Origin of the sequence: Nocardia carnea, from assembly GCF_029869215.1 — a bacterium.
Taxonomy (GTDB): domain Bacteria; phylum Actinomycetota; class Actinomycetes; order Mycobacteriales; family Mycobacteriaceae; genus Nocardia; species Nocardia carnea_B.
In genome coordinates, this window is record NZ_JARWPM010000078.1 from 1 (window position 1) to 21,119 (window position 21,119).

At 68.5% G+C, this 21,119-nt stretch carries 19 protein-coding genes and 1 pseudogene; 2 read left to right on the top strand and 18 right to left on the bottom strand.

Features of this window, described 5'->3' with window-relative positions; genetic code table 11:
- The 14 genes and pseudogenes from QH276_RS04065 to QH276_RS04130 all read right to left on the bottom strand — a co-directional run.
- Positions 1-566: pseudogene (locus tag QH276_RS04065) on the bottom strand (NADH-quinone oxidoreductase subunit NuoN); the annotation flags it as partial.
- Complete coding sequence (locus tag QH276_RS04070; RefSeq protein WP_280397647.1) at positions 556-2,178, bottom strand: NADH-quinone oxidoreductase subunit M; 1,623 nt, start codon at positions 2,176-2,178, stop codon at positions 556-558. The gene QH276_RS04070 and the pseudogene QH276_RS04065, both read right to left, overlap by 11 nt.
- Positions 2,175-4,061 carry an NADH-quinone oxidoreductase subunit L gene (gene nuoL, locus QH276_RS04075; protein WP_280397648.1) on the bottom strand — a complete coding sequence of 629 codons (1,887 nt, stop codon included), beginning with the start codon at positions 4,059-4,061 and terminating at the stop codon, positions 2,175-2,177. Before nuoL ends, QH276_RS04070 begins: the two co-directional genes overlap by 4 nt.
- Before the next feature lie 10 nt (positions 4,062-4,071).
- Entirely contained in the window at positions 4,072-4,371 is a 300-nt protein-coding gene (nuoK, locus tag QH276_RS04080) for an NADH-quinone oxidoreductase subunit NuoK (RefSeq protein ID WP_058855693.1), read from the bottom strand.
- On the bottom strand, positions 4,368-5,261 hold the full coding sequence (locus QH276_RS04085) for an NADH-quinone oxidoreductase subunit J (protein WP_280397649.1): 894 nt from the start codon (positions 5,259-5,261) through the stop codon (positions 4,368-4,370). The genes nuoK and QH276_RS04085 overlap by 4 nt, the downstream gene beginning before the upstream one ends.
- A complete protein-coding gene (gene nuoH, locus QH276_RS04090) occupies positions 5,258-7,072 on the bottom strand; it encodes an NADH-quinone oxidoreductase subunit NuoH (protein WP_280397650.1) in 1,815 nt (604 codons plus the stop codon). Before nuoH ends, QH276_RS04085 begins: the two co-directional genes overlap by 4 nt.
- Positions 7,065-9,548 carry an NADH-quinone oxidoreductase subunit G gene (locus tag QH276_RS04095; RefSeq protein WP_280397651.1) on the bottom strand — a complete coding sequence of 828 codons (2,484 nt, stop codon included), beginning with the start codon at positions 9,546-9,548 and terminating at the stop codon, positions 7,065-7,067. The genes nuoH and QH276_RS04095 overlap by 8 nt, the downstream gene beginning before the upstream one ends.
- Positions 9,545-10,873, bottom strand: a complete 1,329-nt coding sequence (gene nuoF / locus QH276_RS04100) for an NADH-quinone oxidoreductase subunit NuoF (protein ID WP_280397652.1) — start codon at positions 10,871-10,873, stop codon at positions 9,545-9,547. The genes QH276_RS04095 and nuoF overlap by 4 nt, the downstream gene beginning before the upstream one ends.
- Positions 10,870-11,580, bottom strand: coding sequence for an NADH-quinone oxidoreductase subunit NuoE (nuoE, locus tag QH276_RS04105; RefSeq protein WP_280397653.1), 711 nt, complete (start codon positions 11,578-11,580; stop codon positions 10,870-10,872). Before nuoE ends, nuoF begins: the two co-directional genes overlap by 4 nt.
- Positions 11,577-12,893, bottom strand: coding sequence for an NADH dehydrogenase (quinone) subunit D (nuoD, locus tag QH276_RS04110; RefSeq protein ID WP_280397661.1), 1,317 nt, complete (start codon positions 12,891-12,893; stop codon positions 11,577-11,579). The genes nuoE and nuoD overlap by 4 nt, the downstream gene beginning before the upstream one ends.
- Positions 12,894-12,958: 65 nt before the next feature.
- Positions 12,959-13,684, bottom strand: a complete 726-nt coding sequence (locus QH276_RS04115; protein ID WP_280397654.1) for an NADH-quinone oxidoreductase subunit C — start codon at positions 13,682-13,684, stop codon at positions 12,959-12,961.
- Positions 13,681-14,235 carry a NuoB/complex I 20 kDa subunit family protein gene (locus QH276_RS04120; RefSeq protein ID WP_280397655.1) on the bottom strand — a complete coding sequence of 185 codons (555 nt, stop codon included), beginning with the start codon at positions 14,233-14,235 and terminating at the stop codon, positions 13,681-13,683. Before QH276_RS04120 ends, QH276_RS04115 begins: the two co-directional genes overlap by 4 nt.
- A 69-nt stretch (positions 14,236-14,304) precedes the next feature.
- Positions 14,305-14,685, bottom strand: coding sequence for an NADH-quinone oxidoreductase subunit A (locus QH276_RS04125; protein WP_280397656.1), 381 nt, complete (start codon positions 14,683-14,685; stop codon positions 14,305-14,307).
- A gap of 461 nt (positions 14,686-15,146) precedes the next feature.
- Positions 15,147-15,482, bottom strand: a complete 336-nt coding sequence (locus tag QH276_RS04130) for a hypothetical protein (RefSeq protein WP_280397662.1) — start codon at positions 15,480-15,482, stop codon at positions 15,147-15,149.
- Between the two features lie 157 nt (positions 15,483-15,639).
- On the opposite strand from QH276_RS04130, the gene QH276_RS04135 reads away from it, so the two are divergent.
- Positions 15,640-16,044 carry an NUDIX hydrolase gene (locus tag QH276_RS04135; RefSeq protein WP_280397657.1) on the top strand — a complete coding sequence of 135 codons (405 nt, stop codon included), beginning with the start codon at positions 15,640-15,642 and terminating at the stop codon, positions 16,042-16,044.
- A gap of 220 nt (positions 16,045-16,264) precedes the next feature.
- Here the strand turns inward: QH276_RS04135 and QH276_RS04140 are convergent, their stop codons facing one another.
- Genes QH276_RS04140 through QH276_RS04155 form a run of 4 tightly spaced genes read right to left on the bottom strand, consistent with a single transcriptional unit; the run spans position 16,265 to position 20,079 of the window.
- Positions 16,265-16,885: a GTP-binding protein gene (locus QH276_RS04140; protein WP_280397658.1), complete on the bottom strand. Its 621-nt coding sequence runs from the start codon at positions 16,883-16,885 to the stop codon at positions 16,265-16,267.
- Complete coding sequence (locus QH276_RS04145; RefSeq protein ID WP_280397659.1) at positions 16,866-17,240, bottom strand: DUF742 domain-containing protein; 375 nt, start codon at positions 17,238-17,240, stop codon at positions 16,866-16,868. Before QH276_RS04145 ends, QH276_RS04140 begins: the two co-directional genes overlap by 20 nt.
- Before the next feature lie 16 nt (positions 17,241-17,256).
- Entirely contained in the window at positions 17,257-17,676 is a 420-nt protein-coding gene (locus QH276_RS04150; RefSeq protein WP_280397660.1) for a roadblock/LC7 domain-containing protein, read from the bottom strand.
- Entirely contained in the window at positions 17,677-20,079 is a 2,403-nt protein-coding gene (locus QH276_RS04155; RefSeq protein WP_280406627.1) for a sensor histidine kinase, read from the bottom strand. It lies immediately after the preceding gene.
- A 168-nt stretch (positions 20,080-20,247) separates the two neighbouring features.
- On the opposite strand from QH276_RS04155, the gene QH276_RS04160 reads away from it, so the two are divergent.
- The coding region (locus QH276_RS04160; protein WP_280406628.1) for an aldehyde dehydrogenase family protein at positions 20,248-21,119 on the top strand (872 nt) is incomplete at its 3' end.

The following is a 21,119-nucleotide window of genomic DNA, read 5'->3' on the forward strand; positions in this document are numbered from 1 at the left end:
ACGAACTTGGTGAGCTCATCGTGGGCCGGGGGGAACCCCAGCCGCCCGCCCCGCGCCAGCACCAACACCGGCAACAGTTCGGGGGGGGTTATTCCGGCTGTCGCGGCGGACCGTTCCGCGGCGCTACCGGGCACAGCGGAGGCCTGCGGGGTGAAGGCGTCCATCCCGTAGTCGGGCACCGCCGCGGCGCGGCTCCAGGTGCCCGGTCCCGACCGGGGCCGGGGCAGCGGGCCGCGTTCGGCCGCGAACAGCACGGCGAGTATCCCCACGACGAGCAGGGTGCCCTGCAGGAACAAGGTCACGCCGTCCACCGCGACCGCGTCGGCCACCGCGGTGGTCCGGGTGCCCGACAGCAGCAGCACCGCGACCAGCGCGGCCAGCAACCCGGCCAGGGTGAGCGCCAGTTGCGCTCGGTACCGGGCGGAGCGCGGACAGAACGCGTCCACCAGAACTCCCAGCACCGCCGCTGCGAACACGATGAGAATCGGTGCCAGGACGTGGTATTCGATACTCGGCGCGGAGATCGAGGCGGCGAGGACCGCACCGTCGTGCAGTTCAGCGTTCATGACGCGTACCTCCGGAGTTCGCCGCTTCCGGTTCGGCCGGGACCGGCGGTGATGGATCGACACTGCCGATGGTGGAGAGGGTCTGGTTCACCGCGGGATCGATGAAATCGAGAACCGGCTTGGGGTACAGCCCGAAGAAGATCAGCGCCCCGATCAGCGGCACCACCACGACCATTTCGCGCGGCACCAGATCGCGCAGACCCTCGTTGCCCTTGGTGACCGGCCCGGTCATCATCCGCTGATACAGCCACAGCACGTAGATCGCGGCCAGGACCAGGGCACCGGTGGCCAGTACCGCGGCCACTTGATACCGGCCGAACGTTCCGATGAGCACCAGGAATTCGCTGATGAACGGTGCCAGGCCGGGCAGGGACAGCGTTGCCAGGCCGGCGATGAAGAATGTTCCGGCCAGTACCGGCGCCACTTTCTGCACACCGCCGTAATCGGCGATGAGCCGGCTGCCGCGCCGCGAGACCAGGAATCCGGCGATCAGGAACAGCGCCGCCGTCGACAGGCCGTGATTGACCATGTACAGGGTGGCGCCGGTCTGGGCCTGGCTCGTCATGGCGAAGATACCGAGCACGATGAAACCGAAATGGGAGATGGAGGTGTAGGCGATCAGCCGCATCACATCGGTCTGCCCGATGGCCAGCAGGGCGCCGTAGAGAATGCCGATGACCGCGAGCGTGATCACCAGGGGCGCGTAGGTATCGGTGGCGGCCGGGAACAGCAGCAGGCAGTAGCGCAGCATGCCGAAGGTGCCGACCTTGTCCACCACCGCCATCATCAGCACCGCGCTCGCCGGGGTCGCAGCGACCGCGGCATCCGGCAGCCAGGTGTGCAGCGGCCACAGCGGTGCCTTCACGGCGAACGCGAACAGGAAGCCCAGGAACAGCGCGTTGAGTACCGCGGGCCCGGCGCCGAGCTGACCGGAATTGGCGGCTTCCACCACCACGCGCAGATCGAAGGTCCCCGCGCCCGCGGCACCGAGGTCTTGCCGGACGGTGAGCACGTACAGCCCGATCACCGCGGCCAGCATGATCAGCCCGCCGAAGAGGTTGTACAGCAGGAACTTCACCGCGGCGCGCGACCGCTGCTGCCGGACCTGTGCGTTGTCGGTACGGGGTCCGAATCCGCCGATGAGGAAGTACATCGGGATGAGCATGGCCTCGAAGAACACGTAGAACAGCAGGATATCCAGGGCCAGGAAGGACACCAGCACCATCGCCTCGACCAGCAGGGTGAGCGCGATATAGGTGTGAGCCACCCGTTTACCGGAACCCACTTCCCGGTCGTCGTGCCAGCCCGCGACGATCAGCAACGGCACGAGCCCGGCGGTGAGCAGGACCAGTACCAGCGCGATACCGTCCACGCCCAGGGTGTAACCGGCACCGAACGCCGGTATCCAGGTGCGCGATTCGACGAACTGGAACTGCTCCCCACCGGGTTGGAAGGCCATCGCGACCCCCAGCGCCACCCCGAGAGTGGCCACCGCGAACACCAGCCCGGCCCAGCGGGCCAGGAGCCGTTGCGCGGCGGGCAGCAGGAGGACAACCGCCGCACCCACCACGGGGAGCAGCCAGAGCACGGTCAACCAGGGCACGGCGCTCACCAGATCCTTACGGCCAGCAGGGCTGCGGCCACCAGGGCCGCGCCGGTGAACATGGACAGGGCATACGAACGGACGAACCCGGTCTGGACGCGCCGGGCGCGGGCGGACAGCCCGCCGATGAGGGCGGCGCAGCCGTTGACGAGTCCGTCGATCCCGCGGGTGTCGAGGAAGACCAACGCCCGGGTGAGATGGCGGCCGGGCCGCATGAACGCCGCCTCGTTGACCGCGTCGCCGTAGAGGTCACGACGGGCGGCGACGGTCAGCGCGGAGACCGGCTCCGGCGCCGTCTCGGGAACCGCGGCGCGGCCGTACTGCCGGTAGGCGAGTGCGACGCCCACCGCAACCACCCCGAGTGCCAGCGCGGTGATCACCGGCACCGGCAGCACGGGCTCGCCGTGATGTTCACCGACCACCGGGGCCAGCCAGTGCTGTAACGAGGAACCCCAGACGAACATCGCGCCCGCGCCCACCGAGCCGATGGCCAGCAGGATCATCGGGCCCGTCATCACCCCGGGTGATTCGTGCGGATGGGTATCGGGTTTCCAGCGCCGTTCACCGAAGAACGTGAGGAGCATGACCCGGGTCATGTAGAAGGCGGTGAGCCCGGCGCCGAGCAAGGCGACGGTCCCCAGGATCGGCCCCGCGATTCCCTCTGCGGCGAACGCCGCCTCGATGATGCGGTCCTTGGAGAAGAACCCGGCAAACGGTGGTACGCCGATGATCGCGAGATAGCCGAGCCCGAAGGTGACGTAGGTGATCGGCAGTAGTGTCCGCAGACCGCCGTACCGGCGCATATCGGTTTCGTCGTCCATCGCGTGCATCACCGAACCCGCGCCGAGGAACAGGCCGGCTTTGAAGAAGCCGTGCGTCAGCAGATGCATGATGGCCACCGCGTACCCCGCGGGTCCGAGGCCGACGGCCAGCACCATATAGCCGATCTGGCTCATGGTCGACGCCGCGAGTGCCTTCTTGATGTCGTCCTTGGCGCAGCCGATGATCGCGCCGAACAGCAGTGTCACCGCGCCGACCAGCACCACCGCAACCTGTGCCGTGGGCGCCAGGTTGTAGATCGGGTTCGACCGTGCGATCAGGTACACGCCGGCCGTGACCATGGTCGCGGCGTGGATGAGTGCCGACACCGGTGTGGGGCCCTCCATCGCGTCACCGAGCCAGGACTGCAGCGGGACCTGCGCGGATTTACCGCACGCTGCCAGCAGCAGGAAAAGCCCGATCGCGGTGAGGGTTCCGTCGCTCGCGCCGGACGCCGCGCCGAAGACCGCGGCGAAATCGACGGATCCGAAGGTGGCGAACATGATCATCATGGCCAGCGCCAGGCCCATATCCCCGACGCGGTTCACCACGAACGCTTTCTTGGCCGCCGTCGCCGCGGTCGGCTTGTGATACCAGAACCCGATCAGCAGATAGGAGGCCAGGCCGACACCTTCCCAGCCCAGATACAGCACCAGATAGTTGTTCGCCAGCACCAGCAGCAGCATGGCGGCCAGGAACAGGTTCAGATACGCGAAGAAGCGGCGGCGTCCGGGATCCTCGCTCATGTATCCGATCGAGTAGATGTGGATGAGCGATCCGACACCGGTGATGAGCAGGGCGAAACAGATCGACAGCTGGTCCAGCGCCAAGCCGAAATCGACCTGCAGGCCCGCTACGGGCACCCAGCTGAACAGGTCCGCGGCGATCGCGCGGTCGGCGCCGGCGCGGCCCAGCATTCCGAAGAACGCGACCACGGCGACGACGAACGACGCCAGCGCGGCCAGGGTCGCGAGCAGATGACCCCAGGCGTCGGCCCGGCGCCCGGTGAGCAGCAGTACGGCGGCGCCGGCCAGGGGCAGGGCGGGCAGCAGCCACAGCGTTGCGGTCCCCATATCGGCGTCCTCAGAACTTGAGCAGGTTGGCGTCGTCGACCGAGGTCGAACGGCGGGCGCGGAAAATGGTGATGATGATGGCCAGCCCGACCACGACCTCGGCCGCGGCGACCACCATCGTGAAGAACGCGAAGACCTGGCCGTCGAGATTCGCGTGCATCCGGGCAAAGGTCACGAACGCGAGGTTGACCGCGTTGAGCATCAGCTCGATGCACATGAACACGATGATGGCGTTGCGCCGTAGCAGTACGCCCGCCGCGCCGATCGTGAACAGCAGCGCGGACAGGAACAGATAGTTCTCGGGGTTCACCGGGGACCTTCCTCATCGGCCGGGCGTGCGGTGGTGGCGCCGGCGCCGGGCGCCGCGATCCGGCTGCCGCCGGTCGCCGCCGGGTCGGTCGCGGTGGACGGCGTGGACGTACCGACCGAGAGCACGGCGGCATCGGCGAGCGCCTGGGTACGGCGGTGGCGCAGGATGGTGGAGACCGACAGTTCCTCGAAGGAGCCGTCCGGGAGCCGGGCCGGGATATCGACGGCATTGTGCCGGGCGTAGACGCCGGGGGTCGGCAGCGGCGTGGGCCGGTGGCCCGCGTCGCGGAACCGGCGCCGGGAGAGTTCGCGTTGCCCCGTTTTCGGGCCGAAATGTTCGCGGTGCGCCAGCAGCATGGCGCCGAGAGTGGCGGCGATGAGCAGGGCGCCGGTGAGCTCGAACGCCCACACGTAGCGGACGAAGATCAATTCCGCCAGCGCGCCGATCACGTCCTGACCGGGAAAACCGGTGGCGGGGAAGGTGATATCGGAGCGGCGGATACCGTGCGCGATCCCGGTGCACAACAGGATCCCGAATCCGATCCCCACTACGGCGGCGGCAATACGCTGGCCGCGCAGGGTTTCCCGCAGCGATTCCGCGGAATCGACGCCCACCAGCATGAGCACGAACAGAAACAGCATCATGACCGCGCCGGTGTACACCACGATCTGCACCACGCCGAGGAACAGCGCGTCCTGGGCGATGTAGAAAACCGCCAGTGTGATCATGGTGGCCGCCAGGCAGATCGCCGAATGCACCGCTTTGGCCGCGAAAACCATCCCGAGTGCGCCGAGGACGGCAAGGGGTGCCAGGATCCAGAACTGAACGGCTTCACCGGTTCCGGTCTCGGCGAGGGGAGCGGCGGCCAGTACGGCGCTGGTGGGATTCATCGGGTACCTCCCGGGGCCGAGTCGGCGGTGGGCCGGTCGGTCGCCCCCGTCACCCGGCCGAGGTAGTAGTCGGCCTCGGTGGTGCCCGGCTGCATGGCATGCGGCGGGGCCTGCATCTCGGGGGCGAGCGGGGCGAGCAGCCGGTCCTTCTCGTAGATGAGGTCGGCGCGGTTGTCGTCGGTGAGTTCGTATTCGTTGGTCATGGTCAGGGCCCGTGTCGGGCAGGCCTCGATGCACAGGCCGCAGCCGATACAGCGCAGGTAGTTGATCTGGTAGACCCGGCCGTACCGTTCACCGGGGGAGAACCGCTCGTCCTCGGTGTTGTCGGCGCCCTCGACGTAGATCGCGTCGGCCGGGCAGGCCCAGGCGCACAGTTCGCAGCCGATACATTTCTCCAGGCCGTCGGGATGCCGGTTGAGCTGGTGCCGGCCGTGATACCGGGGCGCGGTGGGGACCTTTTCCTCGGGATAGAACTCGGTGTTGGGTTTCTTGAACATGGTGGCCGCGGTGACCGCGAAACCCGCCAGTGGTTCGAACAGGCCGGGCGAGGAGGTGATGGTGGCGGTCCGCTCCGGGAGTGGCGGGGTCGGGAAACCGAGGAAGACCTCGGAACCGCTCGGCTGCTGCCCGGTGGCCGGTGCCGGGAGCTCGTCCTCGGGCGCGAATTCGGGCGCGCGGGCGGGTGCGCGGCCCGCCCGCAGGAACAACCCGATCAGCAACGCGGTGATCAGCACGCCGGCGACGACCAGGATCGGGGTGCCTGCTGCGTAACCCTCGAGGTCGAGAACCCGGGCGGTGGCCACCACCATGACCCATGCCAGCGAGGTCGGAATGAGCAGTTTCCAGCCGAGATTCATGAACTGGTCGTAGCGCAGCCGCGGCAGCGTGCCGCGCAACCAGATGAAGACGAACAGGAACATCCACACCTTGGCGGTGAACCACAGCAGCGGCCACCAGCCGGAATTCGCGCCCTCCCACAGGCTGATCGGGAACGGTGCCCGCCAGCCGCCGAGGAACATGGTGGTGGCCAGCGCGGATACCGTCGCCATGTTCACGTACTCGGCGAGCATGAACATCGCGAACTTCAGCGACGAGTACTCGGTGTGGAAACCGCCGACGAGTTCCCCTTCGGCCTCGGGCAGATCGAACGGTGCGCGGTTGGTCTCGCCGACCATGGAGATGCAGTAGATCAGGAACGACGGCAGCAGCAGGAAGACGTACCAGGTGGGCTGCTGGGCGGCGATGATGCCCGAGGTCGACATGGTGCCGCCCAGCAGGAATACCGCCGCGAAGCACAGCGCCATGGCGATCTCGTAGGAGATCACCTGGGCGGTCGAGCGCAGACCGCCGAGCAGCGGATAGGTCGAACCGGAGGCCCAGCCGGCCAGTACGATGCCGTAAACGCCGATCGAGGTGATCGCCAGAATGTAGAGCACACCCACGGGCAGGTCGGTGAGCTGCAGCGCGGTGGTGTTCCCGAGGACCGAGACCTCCGGCCCGAAGGGGATCACCGCGAAGGCCATCACCGCCGCGATCACCGAGATGATCGGGGCGAGGACGAAAATGGGTTTGTCGACGATCGCCGGGACGATGTCCTCTTTGAACGCCATCTTCACGCCGTCGGCCGCGCTCTGCAGCAGGCCCTTGGGCCCGACCCGGTTGGGCCCGACCCGCATCTGCATCCAGGCCACCACCTTGCGCTCGATCAGCACACCGAACAAGACGGTCAGGAGCAGGAAGACGAAGATGAGCACGGCTTTGGCCGCGACCAGCCACAGCGGGTCGTGACCGAAAAGGGACAGATCAGTCATGGTCGCAGGCCTCCGTCGGTTCGGCGCGCCGTACGGTGACGACGCTGCCCGGTCCGGCGCCCAGATCCTGGTGGACCGAGCAGCCGGGTGAGTTCATCGGCAGCCACACCACCCGGTCGGGCATCCGGGTGACGACCAGCGGCAGGGTGACGGTGCCGCGGGCGGTGCCGACCGTGACCTGATCGCCCTCGGCAGCACCGGCTTCCGCGGCCGTGGCCGCCGACATGCGCACCACCGCCGCGCGGGCGATGCCGGCAAGATTCGGTTCCCCGTCCTGCATACGGCCGCGATCGAGCAGCATGCGCCAGCCGGCCAGGATCGCGGTGCCGGGACCGGGCTCGGTGACCGTCGCCGCCGGATACATCGGCGGTGCGGTGGTGGCCCCGGTCCAGCCGGCCAGCCGGTCGAGTTCGGTGCGGGCGGCGGCGGTATCGGGCAGCCCCAGCGCGACCCCCAGCTCCGCGGCGAGACTGTGCAGTACGCGCTGATCGGTCATCGGGGCGGCGGTGCGGCGCACCGTGCTCTCGGTCAGCGCTGCCGCGAACGGGCGCGGCCGGCCCTCCCAGGTGCGGTAGGTACCGGATTTCTCCATCGCCGTGGCCACCGGGAACACCACATCGGCGTGTGCCGTCACCGCGCTGTGCCGTTGTTCGAGCGAGATCACGAAATCCGCGGCGGCGAGGGTCGCGGCTGCCGCGGCGGGATCGGGGAGATCGGCAAGTTCGACGCCGCCGATCACCAGGGTGCCGACCCGGCCGCTGCCGTCGAGGATCGTCCCCGTATCGCGTCCCGGCACGGCGGGCAGTTCCTCGATACCCCATACCTCGCACACCTGCCGCCGCGCCGCGGCGTCGGTGACGGGCCGGCCACCCGGAAGCAACCCGGGCAGGGCACCGGCCTCCACCGCGCCGCGTTCGCCCGCCCGGCGCGGGACCCAGGCGAGGGCGGCGCCGGTCTCGGCGGCAAGCCGGATCGTCGCGGACAGCGCCCCCGGTGCCGCGGCCAGCCGTTCGCCGGCGAGGATCACGGCACCGGGTTCGCGCAGGAGTTGCGCCAGCTGCGTCGAAACCACCGTCGACACCGTCGGATTCGGTTCGGCGTCGGGCGCGGTGAGGGTGGCGAGTACGGCGGCCTCGGTGCCGGGGACCGCGGGAATCAGGGTGCCCGACATCCGCTCGAGCCCGCGGGAGGCGTACGCGGCCACGGAATAGACCGGCATCCCGCGGGTCCGGGCCGCTTTGCGCAGCCGCAGATAGACGATGGGCGATTCCTCCTCGGGTTCGAACCCCGCGAGCAGTACCACCGGCGCGGCGGCCAGGCTGTCGTAGGTGACCGAATCGGTATGCCCGGCTACCCAGGCGCCGAGAAACTCCGCTTCCTCCGCGGAATGGGCGCGGGCGCGGAAATCGATATCGTTGGTCCCCAGCACCATCCGGGCGAATTTGGCGTAGGCGTACGCTTCTTCCTCGGTGACCCGCCCGCCCGGCAGCACCGCCGCGTTCCCCACCCCGGCCCGTAGTCCGCGCGCGGCGGCGGCCAGGGCCTCCGACCACGAACACGGTGTCAGTTCGCCGCCGGGGCCGCGGAGCAGCGGGGTGGTGATGCGGTCCCGTTCGGTGGCGTAGGTGAACGCCCAGCGCCCCTTGTCGCAGTTCCATTCCTCGTTGACCGCGGGGTCGTCACCGGCCAGGCGGCGCAGTACCTTGCCGCGGCGGTGGTCGGTGCGCTGCGCGCATCCCGAGGCGCAATGCTCGCAGACACTGGGACTGGACACCAGGTCGAAGGGGCGGGCCCGGAAGCGGTAGCTGGTACCGGTGAGCGCACCCACCGGGCAGATCTGCACGGTGTTCCCGGAGAAATACGAATCCAGCGGTTCGTGTTCGGCGGTACCGACCTGCTGCAAGGCCCCGCGGTCGAGCAACTCGATGAACGGGTCGCCGGCGATCTGCTGGGAGAAGCGGGTGCAGCGGGCGCACAGCACACAGCGTTCCCGGTCCAGCAGGACCGCGCTCGACAGCGGAATGGGTTTCGGGAAGGTGCGTTTGACACCTTCGAACCGCGATTCGGTGCGTCCGGTGGACATGGCCTGGTTCTGCAGCGGGCATTCGCCGCCCTTGTCGCAGACGGGGCAGTCCAGCGGATGGTTGATCAGCAGCAGTTCCATCACACCCTGCTGCGCCTTCTCCGCCACCGGCGAACTCAGCTGGGTGTGCGCGACCATCCCTTCGGCGACGGCCATGGTGCAGGAGGCCACCGGTTTGCGCTGGCCCTCCACTTCCACCAGGCACTGGCGGCAGGCACCCACCGGCGCGAGCAGCGGATGGTCGCAGAACCGCGGGATCTGGACCCCGATCAGTTCCGCGGCGCGGATGAGCAGGGTGCCGGCCGGAACACTGACCGTGGTGCCGTCGATGGTGAGGGTGACCAGATCGGCGGGCTGCAGATCGGCGGAATCGGAACTGACGGTGGCTGTCATGGGATTACCTCTCCGGCCGCGATCGGGGCCCAGGCGGTGGCGCGCGCCGGGTCGAAGGGGCAGCCACCCTGTTCCTGGTGGGCGATGTACTCGTCGCGGAAGTACTTCATCGACGACACGATCGGGCTGGCCGCGCCGTCGCCGAGTGCGCAGAACGATTTACCGTTGATGTTGTCGGCGATATCCAGCAGTGTGTCCAGATCGGCGGGGGTGCCGAGCCCGGCCTCGAGCCGGGTGAGCAACTGCACCAGCCAGTACGTGCCCTCCCGGCACGGGGTGCATTTCCCGCACGATTCGTGCGCGTAGAACTCGGTCCAGCGCAGTACGGCCCGCACCACACAGGTGGTGTCGTCGAAGATCTGCAGCGCTTTGGTGCCCAGCATCGACCCGTGTGCCATCACATTCTCGTAATCCAACGGCACATCGAGGTGTTCGGCGGTGAACAAGGGAGTCGACGACCCGCCCGGCGTCCAGAACTTCAGCTGATGACCGGCGCGGACCCCGCCCGCGTAACCGAGCAGTTCGCGCAGTGTCACCCCGAGCGGCGCCTCGTACTGACCCGGCCGGGTCACATGCCCGGACAGCGAATACAACGTGAAACCGGGCGATTTCTCGGTACCCATGGACCGGAACCAGCCGGGACCGTTGCGCAGGATCGGCGGCACGCTGGCGATCGACTCCACATTGTTGACCACGGTCGGGCTGGCATAGAGCCCGGCGACCGCGGGGAACGGCGGCCGCAGCCGCGGCTGTCCGCGCCGGCCCTCCAGCGAATCCAGCAGTGCCGTCTCCTCACCGCAGATATAGGCGCCGGCGCCGGCGTGCACGGTGAGCTCGAGGTCGTACCCCGAGCCGAGGATGTTGTGCCCCAGCAACCCGGCGGCGTAGGCCTCGGACACCGCGGCCTGCAGGCGGCGCAGCACCGGCACCACCTCACCCCGCAGGTAGATGAAGGCGTGCGCGGCGCGAATGGCGTAGGCCGCGACGATCACGCCCTCGATCAGCGAATGCGGCGAGGCGAGCATGAGCGGGATGTCCTTACAGGTGCCCGGCTCGGACTCGTCGGCATTGACCACCAGATAGTGCGGTTTCATACTGCCGTCGGGTTCGGGGCCCTGCGGGATGAAACCCCATTTCATCCCGGTCGGGAAACCGGCTCCCCCGCGGCCCCGCAGCCCCGCGTCCTTGACGGTGGCGATGACCTCGTCCGGTGTCATACCGAACGCGATCGGCAGCGCCTCGTAGCCGTGGTGGGCGCGATAGGTGTCCAGTGTCCACGAACGCGGCAGATCCCAGTGTTTGCTCAGCACCGGTGTCAAGGTCATCGCGCACCGTCCTCGCCGGCTTCCGGCGCCTGCATACCCTGCTCGCGCGCGATCTCGAGACCCGCGAGCGTCGGCCCGCCCGGCTCGCCGTCCAGGACGTCGGGGCGGGTATCCGGGAAACCCGCCAGCACGCGCGCGGTCTCCCGGAAGGTGCACAGTGGAGCGCCCCGGGTGGGTGTGACAGGCTGCCCGGCGCGCAGTTCGTCGACCAGCGCCTTCGCCGATTCCGGGGTCTGGTTGTCGAAGAACTCCCAGTTCACCATGATGATCGGCGCGTAGTCACAGGCCGCATTGCATTCGATGTGCTCGAGGGTCACCTTGCCGTCCGGCGTGGTTTCCCCGTGCGCGATTCCCAGGTGGTCGCGCAGGGTGGCGAGGATGGCGTCGCCGCCGAGGACCGCGCACAAGGTGTTGGTGCAGACACCGACGTGATAATCGCCGGTCGGGGTCCTGCGGTACATGGAATAGAAGGTGGCGACCGCCGTCACCTCGGCACCGGTGAGCCCCAGCATCTCGGCGCAGAACTCGATCCCGGTACTGCTCACATAGCCTTCCTCCGCCTGCACCAGATGCAGCAGTGGCAGCAACGCCGACCGGGCCTGCGGATACCGCCCGATGATCTCCTTCGCCTCCGGCTCCAGCCGTCCCCGGACCTCGCCGGGATAGGGTTCCGGCCGGGTACTCAACCGCAACAAGATCTCGGTCATCGGTCCACACCGCCCATCACCGGGTCGATACTGGCCACGGCGGCGATCACATCGGCGACCATGCCGCCCTCGCACATCGCGGCCACCGCCTGCAGATTGGTGAAGGACGGGTCGCGATAATGCACACGGTAGGGCCGCGTTCCGCCGTCGCTGACCATATGCACCCCCAGTTCCCCGCGCGGTGATTCCACCGCGGCGTAGACCTGCCCCGGCGGCACCCGGATACCCTCGGTGACCAGCTTGAAATGATGGATCAGCCCCTCCATGGAGGTACCCATGATCTTGCCGATATGCCGGGGCGAGTTCCCGAGTCCGTCGTCGCCGAGGGTGAGATCGGCGGGCCAGGCGATCTTCTTGTCCGAGACCATCACCGGGCCGGGGCGCAGCCGGTCCAGGCACTGTTCCACGATCTTCAGCGACTCCTTCATCTCCTCGATCCGGATGAGGTAGCGGCCGTAGCAGTCGCAGGTATCGGTGGTCGGCACCTCGAATTCGTAGGTCTCGTAACCGCAATAGGGCATGGCCTTGCGCAGGTCGTGCGGGAGCCCGGTGGACCGCAGCACCGGACCGGTGACCCCCAGTGCGATACATCCGGTGAGGTCCAGGTAGCCGATGTTCTGGGTGCGCGCCTTGAAGATCGGGTTGTGGGTGAGCAGATGCTCCATATCGCGCAGCCGTTTCGGCATGAGCTCGAGCAGTTCGCGCACCTTCGTGACCCCGTTGTCCGGCAGATCCTGGGCGAGGCCACCGGGCCGGATATAGGCGTGGTTCATCCGCAGGCCGGTGATGGCCTCGAAAACGTCCAGGATCAGTTCCCGTTCCCGGAAACCGAACAGCATCGGGGTGAGCGCACCGAGTTCCATACCACCCGTCGCCAGCGCCACCAGATGCGAGGAGATGCGATTGAGCTCCATCAGCAGCACCCGGACCACGGTGGCGCGTTCGGGGATATCCTCGGTGATTCCCAGCAGCCGCTCCACGCCGAGGCAGAACGCCGTCTCGTTGAAGAACGGGGACAAGTAATCCATCCGGGTCACGAAGGTGACGCCCTGCGCCCAGGTCCGGAATTCGAGATTCTTCTCGATTCCGGTATGCAGATAGCCGATTCCGCAGCGGGCCTCGACGACGGTTTCGCCCTCGATCTCCAGGATGAGCCGCAACACGCCGTGCGTGGACGGATGTTGCGGGCCCATATTGACGACGATGCGTTCCTCGCCGGCGCCGCGCAGCGCCTCGGCGACATCGTCCCAATCCTGGCCGGCCACGGTGACCACCTGCTGTCCGGAATCCCGTCCGGCCACGGGCGGGGACATGGGCGCCCCCGAGTCGTCGTGGTCCGGCCCGCCGGAAACTCCGGGCCGCGTATCGATTTCACTCATCAGCTGTAGGCCCTCCGCTCATCGGGCGGCGGTATCCGCGCGCCCTTGTACTCGACCGGGATCCCGCCGAGCGGGTAGTCCTTGCGCTGGGGGTGACCGCGCCAGTCGTCGGGCATGGTGATCCGGGTCAGCGAGGGGTGCCCGTCGAACCGGATACCGAAGAAGTCGTAGGTTTCCCGCTCGTGCCAGTCACAGGTCGGGTACACGCGGTACAGCGAGGGGATATGTGGATCGGCGTCCGGCGCGGCCACCTCGAGCCGCAGCCGCCGACCGTGCGTGATCGAGTTCAGATGGTAGACGGCGTGCAGTTCGCGGCCGGTTTCGTCCGGGTAGTGCACGCCGCTCACGCCGAGGCACAGTTCGAACCGCAGGGCGGGATCGTCACGCAGGGCACGCGCCACCGCCACCAGATGTTCGCGCCGCACGTGCAGGGTCAATTCGCCGCGGTCCACCACCACTTTCTCGATCGCGGCGGCGAACCCGGCGCCGGTGGACAGCGCGGTGCGCAGCAGTTCGACCACCGAATCGAAGTAGCCGCCGTAGGGCGGGGGAGTCCCGCCCGGCAGGGCGATCTCGTGAACCAGCCGGCCGTATCCGGAGGTGTCTCCGCTACCGGAGATGCCGAACATCCCGCGGCGCCGGCCGATCACCTCGTCGTGCGGTCCGATCGGCTGCTCGGGCTCCACGGCCCGGCTGTCGGTGGATTCGGGGCGCTCGGTGCTCATCGCAGCAAACCCTCCATCCGGATCGTCGGGGTCGCGGCGAGGGCGGCCTGTTCCGCGGCCCGGATCGCCTCGGCGCGGTTCACTCCCATCGGGGTGTGCTGGATCTTGTCGTGCAACGCCAGAATCGCGTTGAGCAGCATCTCCGGCCGCGGCGGACAGCCCGGCAGATAGATATCGACCGGGACCACGTGATCCACACCCTGCACGATCGCGTAATTGTTGAACATCCCGCCCGAGGACGCGCAGACCCCCATGGCCAGGACCCATTTCGGCTCGGTCATCTGGTCGTAGACCTGTCGCAGCACCGGCGCCATCTTCTGGCTCACCCGCCCCGCGACGATCATCAGATCCGCCTGCCGGGGCGAGGCCCGGAACACCTCCATCCCGAACCGCGCCGAATCGAAACGGCCACCGCCGGTGGCCATCATCTCGATGGCGCAGCAGGCCAGGCCGAAGGTGGCCGGCCATAGCGACCCCTTGCGCATATACCCCGCCATGGCCTCGACCGTGCTGAGGACGAAACCACTGGGCAGTTTCTCTTCCAAACCCATATCCGACTACTCCCTGGGGCTTCGGGCCCGCGCCGGTGCGCGGGCTGCGGCTGATCGGAGGTTCGCGGCTCAGTCCCAGCTGAGGCCGCCGCGCCGCCATTCGTAGGCGTAGGCGACCGAGACATTGACGATGAACAGCGCCATCGCGACCAGGCCGAACACCCCGAGCGCATCGATATGGACCGCCCACGGGTAGAGGAACACGATCTCGATATCGAAAATGATGAACAGCATCGCGGTGAGGTAGTACTTCACCGGAAAGCGTTGCCCGGTAGTGCTTCCCGCGCCTCCGGCGACCGCATGCGGTGTCGGCTCGATACCGCATTCGTAGGCCTGTAGTTTCGCGCGGTTGTAGCGTTTGGGCCCGATGAGGCCGGCGATAAGGACCGAGATGACCGCGAACGCGGCGGCTACCGCGCCGAGGACCAGAATCGGCAGTTCGGTGTTCACGACTGCGCTTCCCCTCCTTGCGAACTCCGGGCCCCGCCGGTTGTGCCGTGGGACCCGCGTACGGGGTCGGGCGGTCGATGGGTGAGCCCGCGCCGCCGGACCGTCCCCGGATTTCGAGAAATGGGCTGGGGGAAGATTCGGTGGCGCGGGTTATATGTCATCGCCCGCGCTCTTGTGAGCTAAAGCACAGCCTACAACCGTCGCAGCAGCACGAACGCGGATTCGGAGACCCGTTTGATCGAATTCGACACTGAGATTTATGAGCGAAAGAACGTAATCGGCGACTATGTCGCTGCGGCCGGCCTGATGCGCTCGAGCTGTGCCTATCTCGCTTGAGCGCGGGCCCGCGCGGTCACCCTACGTGGCCGCCTCCGGGCCTGACGCGCTCAGGCTGTGTCTGTTGTGCCTGTGCGCGGGCCCTGCGTGGTGACGCTGCGCTGCCGCCTTCAGGCCTGACGCGCTCAGGCGGCGGTACGGCGGCGCAGCAGATCGACCACGATCTCGGTGAGCCGTAGCGGGTCGATCGGATGGGACGCCACGGCCTCGGCGCGTGACCAGTTCGCCAGCCACGCATCGTCGGCACGGCCGGTGAGCACCACCAACGGTGGGCAGTCGTCGATCTCGTCCTTGAGCTGTTTGGCCACACCCATCCCGCCGACCGGGGCCGATTCGCCGTCGAGAATCGCGAGATCGGCCGCGCCGGCGTCCATGCGCTGCAGTACCACCGGTGCGGTGGCCACCTCGAGATAGTCGAACGGCGGTAGATCCGGATGCGGGCGGCGCCCGAGCGCCAGCATCACCTGGCTCCGGGTGTCGGCATCGTTGCTGTAGACCAGGACCCGCAGCACGGCGGGAGGATTCGCATCGGCCACGTCCGCATGGTACGTCCGCGGCCGGGCGAGTGGGGGCACCTTCGCCGAGATGGCCCGGCGGCGCTACCGCTAAGCTGCCGGCGTGACGGACGAGTTGGTCGGCGAACTGATCGATACGGTCGCCTGGGTACTGATCGAGGACGGCCGGATCCTGTGCGCCCGCCCGCGCGGCAAGGCCGTCTTCTATATCCCGGGCGGTAAGCGGGAACCGGGTGAATCGGACGAGCAGACATTGGTCCGCGAGATCGCCGAGGAACTCACCGTCACGCTGGTACCCGCCACCGTCGAGCCGGTGGGCGTATACGAGGCCGTCGACGGTGCCGCGCGGGTCCGGATGAGCTGCTACCGCGCCGAGTACCGGGGCGAGTTGCGGGCCAGCAGTGAGATCGCCGAGCTCGCCTGGTTCGGCTACCGCGAACGTCCGCAGGTGCCGCCGGTGGACCGGCTGCTCTTCGATGAACTGCACGCCGCGGGCGCGCTGCGCTGACGGGCGTCCGGCCGGTCCGGCCGACAAGCCGGAGCCGGGGGTGGTCGTCGCTTTCTCCGGCGACGACGCCGGGGCACATACGGACTGCGCTCGGGAGCATCCGGCACGGCCGCAGTGATCCGGCAGTGGTGCCCGTGGGTGACCGCCCGGAGGCGGGCCCACCGGGCAGCAGTACCGCTACCGCCGCGACCGAGGACGGAACCGGCCACCGGCCCGCCGCTCAGCCCGGATTGGCCGTGAGATCAGGCCGGGTCGCCCGATCGATGAGATGCTCGATCAGGCTGAGCAGCACATTCTTCGCCGAGACCCGGTCGCGGGCGTCGCAGAGCATCACCGGGATCGACCGGTCGAGGTCGAGCGCATCGCGGACCTCGTCGATGGTGTAGCGCGGTGCGCCGTCGAAACAGTTCACCGCCACCAGGAACGGGAGGCCGCGCCGCTCGAAATAGTCGATGGCGGCGAACGAGTTCCCGAGCCGGCGGGTATCGGCGAGCACCACCGCCCCGAGCGCACCCCGGGCGAGTTCGTCCCACAGGAACCAGAACCGGTCCTGGCCGGGCGTGCCGAACAGGTACAGCACCAGATCCTTGTCGATGGTGATGCGGCCGAAGTCCAGGGCCACCGTCGTAGTGGTCTTGGATTCGACACCCGACAGATCGTCGATCCCCGTACTGAGTTCGGTGATCATCTCCTCGGTGCGCAGCGGCGGTATCTCACTGATGGAGGCCACCATGGTGGTCTTGCCGACGCCGAAGCCGCCGGCTATGAGGACCTTGACCGACGCGGCCAAGGCGGGCGCCGCGGGGTCGATCCGGGCAGGGTCAAATTTTTCGGATTCCATCCAGTACCGCTCGCAATATGTTGAAGTCGCCGGGACCGGACTCCATCTGCGCCGGAGCCCGGAAGATCAGATGGCCGTCACCGATCAGATCTCCGACGAGAATCTTGGTCACCGCCAGCGGCAGTTTCAAGGCGGCTGCCACCTCCGCCACTGTCTGTGGTTCCGTGCACAACTGCACGATATCGAGATATTCGGGTTCGATACGACGCAGCGGCGGGGCACCGCGAGCTCTGACCACGACCGTGAGCATATCCAGGTCGTGTCCGGCGCCGACGGTGCGGCCCCGGGTGATCGCGTACGGCCGCACCAGAGGTCCGGCATCGTCGTCGAACCAGGAATCCCGTGTACCGGTCATCGCCGTATCGCTGTTCTCACGGTTGCTGCGGTCGGTCCCCGGTTCCGCTGCGGGAACTGGTCGAGAGATGGTTGCCGACCCGCTGCACGGTCAGGTTCATCTCGTAGGCCACCATGCCGAGATTGGCTTCGGCCGCGGCCTGGACCGCGATGCAGGCGTTGTCACCGGCAGAGGTCACGAACAGCACGGCGTGGTCGAGTTCGATCACCGCCTGCCGCACGCTCCCGCCCTCGAACCGTGCGCCCGCACTGCGCGCCAGACCGTGCAGGGTCGAGGACATGGCCGCGAAATGCTCGGCCTCGGTGCGGTCCATCTTGGAGGAGTGGCCGAGCAGCATGCCGTCGGTGGACAGTACGACCGCCAGCCGGACCCCCGCGAGTCGTTCGACGAGGTCGTCGAGCAGCCAGTTCAGGTCACCTTGAGTGGAAGTGGACACTTAGCCTTCCTGTTCATCCGGGGATGCGCCGTCCGGCGCCTGGTCGGCGGCGCCGGAATCCGCGGGGGGCACAGGCTTGCGGCCCTGCCGGGTGCCGATCTCGATCGCCGCCATCAGGTCTCGGGCCTGTTCGGCCGAGCGCGGCCGCGCCGTTGCGGCCTGCTGGGCGCCCGAAACTTCCGGTCGCGGTGCGACTTTAGCCTGCCTGGAGCGGCGTGGTAAAGCCGGACGACCGTCGGGCAGTACGCCCGGCTCCGCCGAGGTGTCCGCGGTCTCCGCCGCGGGGGCCGGCGCCCGGGTATCCGCCGGCGCCGGATCCGGGTTCGCGGGAGCGGCCGGTACCGAATCGGCCGGTGCGCCGCCGGGCGCGCGATCCTCGACGAGGGTCGCCGCGGCGACCGACCCGGCAGCATTGCCGACACGTTCCTCCGGTGCCGGCGGAGGCAGGGCGGGACGGGACAAGCCGGGCAGCGGTGCGGTTTCCTCCGCGGCGTCGGTGAGCAACATCGACGGGATGATGACCACCGCGCGGACGCCGCCGTATTCGGATTCCCACAAGCGCACCGAGATTCCGTGCCGGGCGGCGAGCTGGGCGACCACGAAGATCCCCAGCCGCGAATCGCGCTGCAGCGAGGCGACCTCGAAATTCGGCGGGTTCTGCAGGATGTCGTTGAGCCGCTCGCGGCTGTCGGCGGTGATGCCCATCCCTTGATCGGTGATCTCCACGGCCACCCCTTTGCCGATCACCGAGCCGGTGACCTGCACCCGCGATTGCGGCGGCGAGAACGAAGTCGCGTTGTCGACCAGTTCGGCGAGCAGGTGGATGAGGTCGCCGACCGCGCTACCGGCCACCCGCACGTCCGGCAGCCGGGCCAGCCGCACGCGCGGATAGTCCTGGGTTTCGCCGACCGCGCTGCGCACCAGGTCCACCAGCGGGACGGGGGCGCGCCACTGGCGGCCCGGTTTCCCACCGCCGAGCACGATGAGGTTTTCGGCGTTACGGCGTTCGCGGGTGGCCAGGTGGTCGAGCTTGAACAGGACGTCCAGCATGGCCGGGTCCTCTTCGCGCCGTTCGGCCTCGTCCAGGATCTCCAGCTGTTTGTGAACCACGATCTGGCTGCGGTGGGCGATATTGAGGAAGATCGATTTGACGCCTTCCTGGGTGCGCGCCTCGGTGACGGCGGCCGTGACGGCCACCGCGTGCGCGTGTTCGAACGCCGTCGCCACCGCGCCGAGTTCGTCGTGCCCGAAATCGAGCTTCGCCGCGGCCTCGGTTTCGTCGATCTCTTCTCCGGCGCGGAGCCGTTCGAGCATATCCGGCAGCCGTTCGTCGGCCAGCGCGAGCGTATGGTCGCGCAACCGCACCAGCCGGTGGATGAAGCGGTTCGCCAGCACCAGCGAGATACCGAATCCCGCCGCGGAGATCACCAGCACGGCGAGCCCGATCAGTAGCGACTGGGTGGTGGTGCGGGCGGCGGCGTCCAGCGAGGCCTGCTGCATGATCGCGTTCTGGTCGTCCCACAGTTCCAGCAGTTCGTGGCTCACGTGGTCGGCCGCGGCCTGCCAGGCGGCGAGCTGCGCCGGCGGCAGGCCGGCGGTGCTCTCCTCGGTGTCGCCGGGGGAGAGGCCGCGCCCCAGCAGCGTGTCCTCGGTGCGGCTGAGCAGCTGCCACTGCGGGCTGCTGAGCAGGTTGTTCAGCCGTTCGCCGAGCGCGGGGTCGAGTTCGGCGGCCAGCAGCGCCGTTTCGGTGTGGTAGAAGCCGGTCCGCTGGAGGAATTCCGCCGGCAGCGCCACCGGCTTGCCGTTGCGGAGCGCGGCGCCTGCCAGCGCATGGCTGCGCGCGGCCGCCTCCAGGGTGTGCATGATCCGGGTGCCGCGAGCCAGTTCGATGGCCGAGTCCGCGTCGGGAGCGAAGGATTGCGAGACCTGGGCACCGACCGCGAGGGCGTCGAGCAGCCGGGCGTAGAAGGTGTACGCGTCGCCGGCGGAGACAGCGCGGGCGTCGACCGCGACGCGGATATTGTTCAGCTGCTGGACAAGGGTGGCAAACGACCCGACATCGCTGCCGATCTCGTCGGGCTGCAACTCACGCAGGCGCTGCGAGGAAGTGAGCAGATCGCGTAGCGCCTGTTCGCTGTTGGGCCGTACCGCGCCCAGTGCGTCGGCGGCCGCCGGGTCACCGGATAGGTAGGACAGGGTGAGCCGCCGTTCGTTCTGGACGATCTCGTAGACGGCGCGGGTGGGGCCGGATGCGGCGCGCATCGCCTCGGTCACCTGGCGGTCGTGCTGACCCTGGTCGATCAGATAGCCCGTCGCGCCGACACCGACCACCAACAGGGTGAGGCTCGGGATGAGCGCGATCGCCAGGATCCGGGCGCGGACACCGAGCCTCGCTCTGAACATCGCCACAAAATAACCTTTCGACCCGCATCCGGCACATCGAATCCCATTGAACAGGACTCCGTTCGACGCCGCGACCGGCGGAGGTGGCGGGTGGGCACCCACACCGTGGGCCGCCGACTGGGTAGATTCGTCTGCATCCCGTGGATTACCGACAGGTAGGAGGCACCGATGCCCGCCCCGGATACCGCGGTCTTCGACCGCTTGAGCGCCCTGGCCGCGATCGACGCGGCCGGATCGCGGCCACAACGCACGATCGACGAGGTCTTCACAGGTGCTCCGCTCGGTTCCGTACCCGTGGGGACGGCCGAGGATGTGGCGGTGGCCGTCGCGCGGGCGCGGGCCGCGCAACCGCACTGGGCGGCGCGCCCGGCCGCCGAGCGGGCCCGGGTACTGCACCGCTTCCGGGACGCGGTCGTTACGCGGCGGTCCGCGCTGATGGATGTGATCCAGGCGGAGACCGGCAAGGCCCGGTGGGCGGCCCAGGAGGAAGTGATGGGGCTGATGTTCGCGGCCCGCTACTTCGCGCGGGTGGCGCCCGGGCTGCTGGACGAGCAGCGCGTACCCGGCGCCTTCCCGATACTGAACCGTGCCCGGGTCGGTGCCCGGCCATGCGGGGTGGTCGCGGTGATCGCCCCGTGGAACTATCCGCTGGTTCTCTCGCTCGGCGATGCGATACCCGCCTTGCTGGCCGGTAACGCCGTCGTCCTGAAACCGGACAGCCGGACCCCGTTTTCCGCCCTTGCGGGCGCCGAACTGCTCTACCGCGCCGGACTGCCGCGTGATCTGCTCGCCGTCGTACCCGGACCCGGGCCGGTGGTCGGCGAAGCCCTGGTCGACGCGTGCGACTATCTGATGTTCACCGGCTCGACCCGGACCGGCCGCGCCCCCCCCAACCGCAACGGCCCCCGCGAGGTAGCGGAATACCCCCAACAGGGCGGCCAGCGCCGCGATCGATCCCATCCCGGAACCACCGCCGGAACCCTTACCGGCGCCGCCGCCCATTCCGAGCGCGCTTCCGCCCGACCCCGCCGGCGCGCCCT

Bases quoted from the DNA above. Each gene is read 5' to 3' on its own strand.
- QH276_RS04155 (WP_280406627.1), bottom strand. From the start codon at position 20,079: ATGTTCAGAGCGAGGCTCGGTGTCCGCGCCCGGATCCTGGCGATCGCG.
- nuoE (WP_280397653.1), bottom strand. From the start codon at position 11,580: ATGACCGAGATCTTGTTGCGGTTGAGTACCCGGCCGGAACCCTATCCC.
- QH276_RS04115 (WP_280397654.1), bottom strand. From the start codon at position 13,684: ATGAGCACCGAGCGCCCCGAATCCACCGACAGCCGGGCCGTGGAGCCC.
- QH276_RS04145 (WP_280397659.1), bottom strand. From the start codon at position 17,240: ATGACCGGTACACGGGATTCCTGGTTCGACGACGATGCCGGACCTCTG.
- QH276_RS04120 (WP_280397655.1), bottom strand. From the start codon at position 14,235: ATGGGTTTGGAAGAGAAACTGCCCAGTGGTTTCGTCCTCAGCACGGTC.
- QH276_RS04085 (WP_280397649.1), bottom strand. From the start codon at position 5,261: ATGAATCCCACCAGCGCCGTACTGGCCGCCGCTCCCCTCGCCGAGACC.
- nuoD (WP_280397661.1), bottom strand. From the start codon at position 12,893: ATGTCCCCGCCCGTGGCCGGACGGGATTCCGGACAGCAGGTGGTCACC.
- QH276_RS04130 (WP_280397662.1), bottom strand. From the start codon at position 15,482: ATGCTGGCGCTCGGGCGCCGCCCGCATCCGGATCTACCGCCGTTCGAC.
- nuoL (WP_280397648.1), bottom strand. From the start codon at position 4,061: ATGGGGACCGCAACGCTGTGGCTGCTGCCCGCCCTGCCCCTGGCCGGC.
- nuoF (WP_280397652.1), bottom strand. From the start codon at position 10,873: ATGACCTTGACACCGGTGCTGAGCAAACACTGGGATCTGCCGCGTTCG.
- QH276_RS04095 (WP_280397651.1), bottom strand. From the start codon at position 9,548: ATGACAGCCACCGTCAGTTCCGATTCCGCCGATCTGCAGCCCGCCGAT.
- nuoH (WP_280397650.1), bottom strand. From the start codon at position 7,072: ATGACTGATCTGTCCCTTTTCGGTCACGACCCGCTGTGGCTGGTCGCG.
- QH276_RS04140 (WP_280397658.1), bottom strand. From the start codon at position 16,885: ATGGAATCCGAAAAATTTGACCCTGCCCGGATCGACCCCGCGGCGCCC.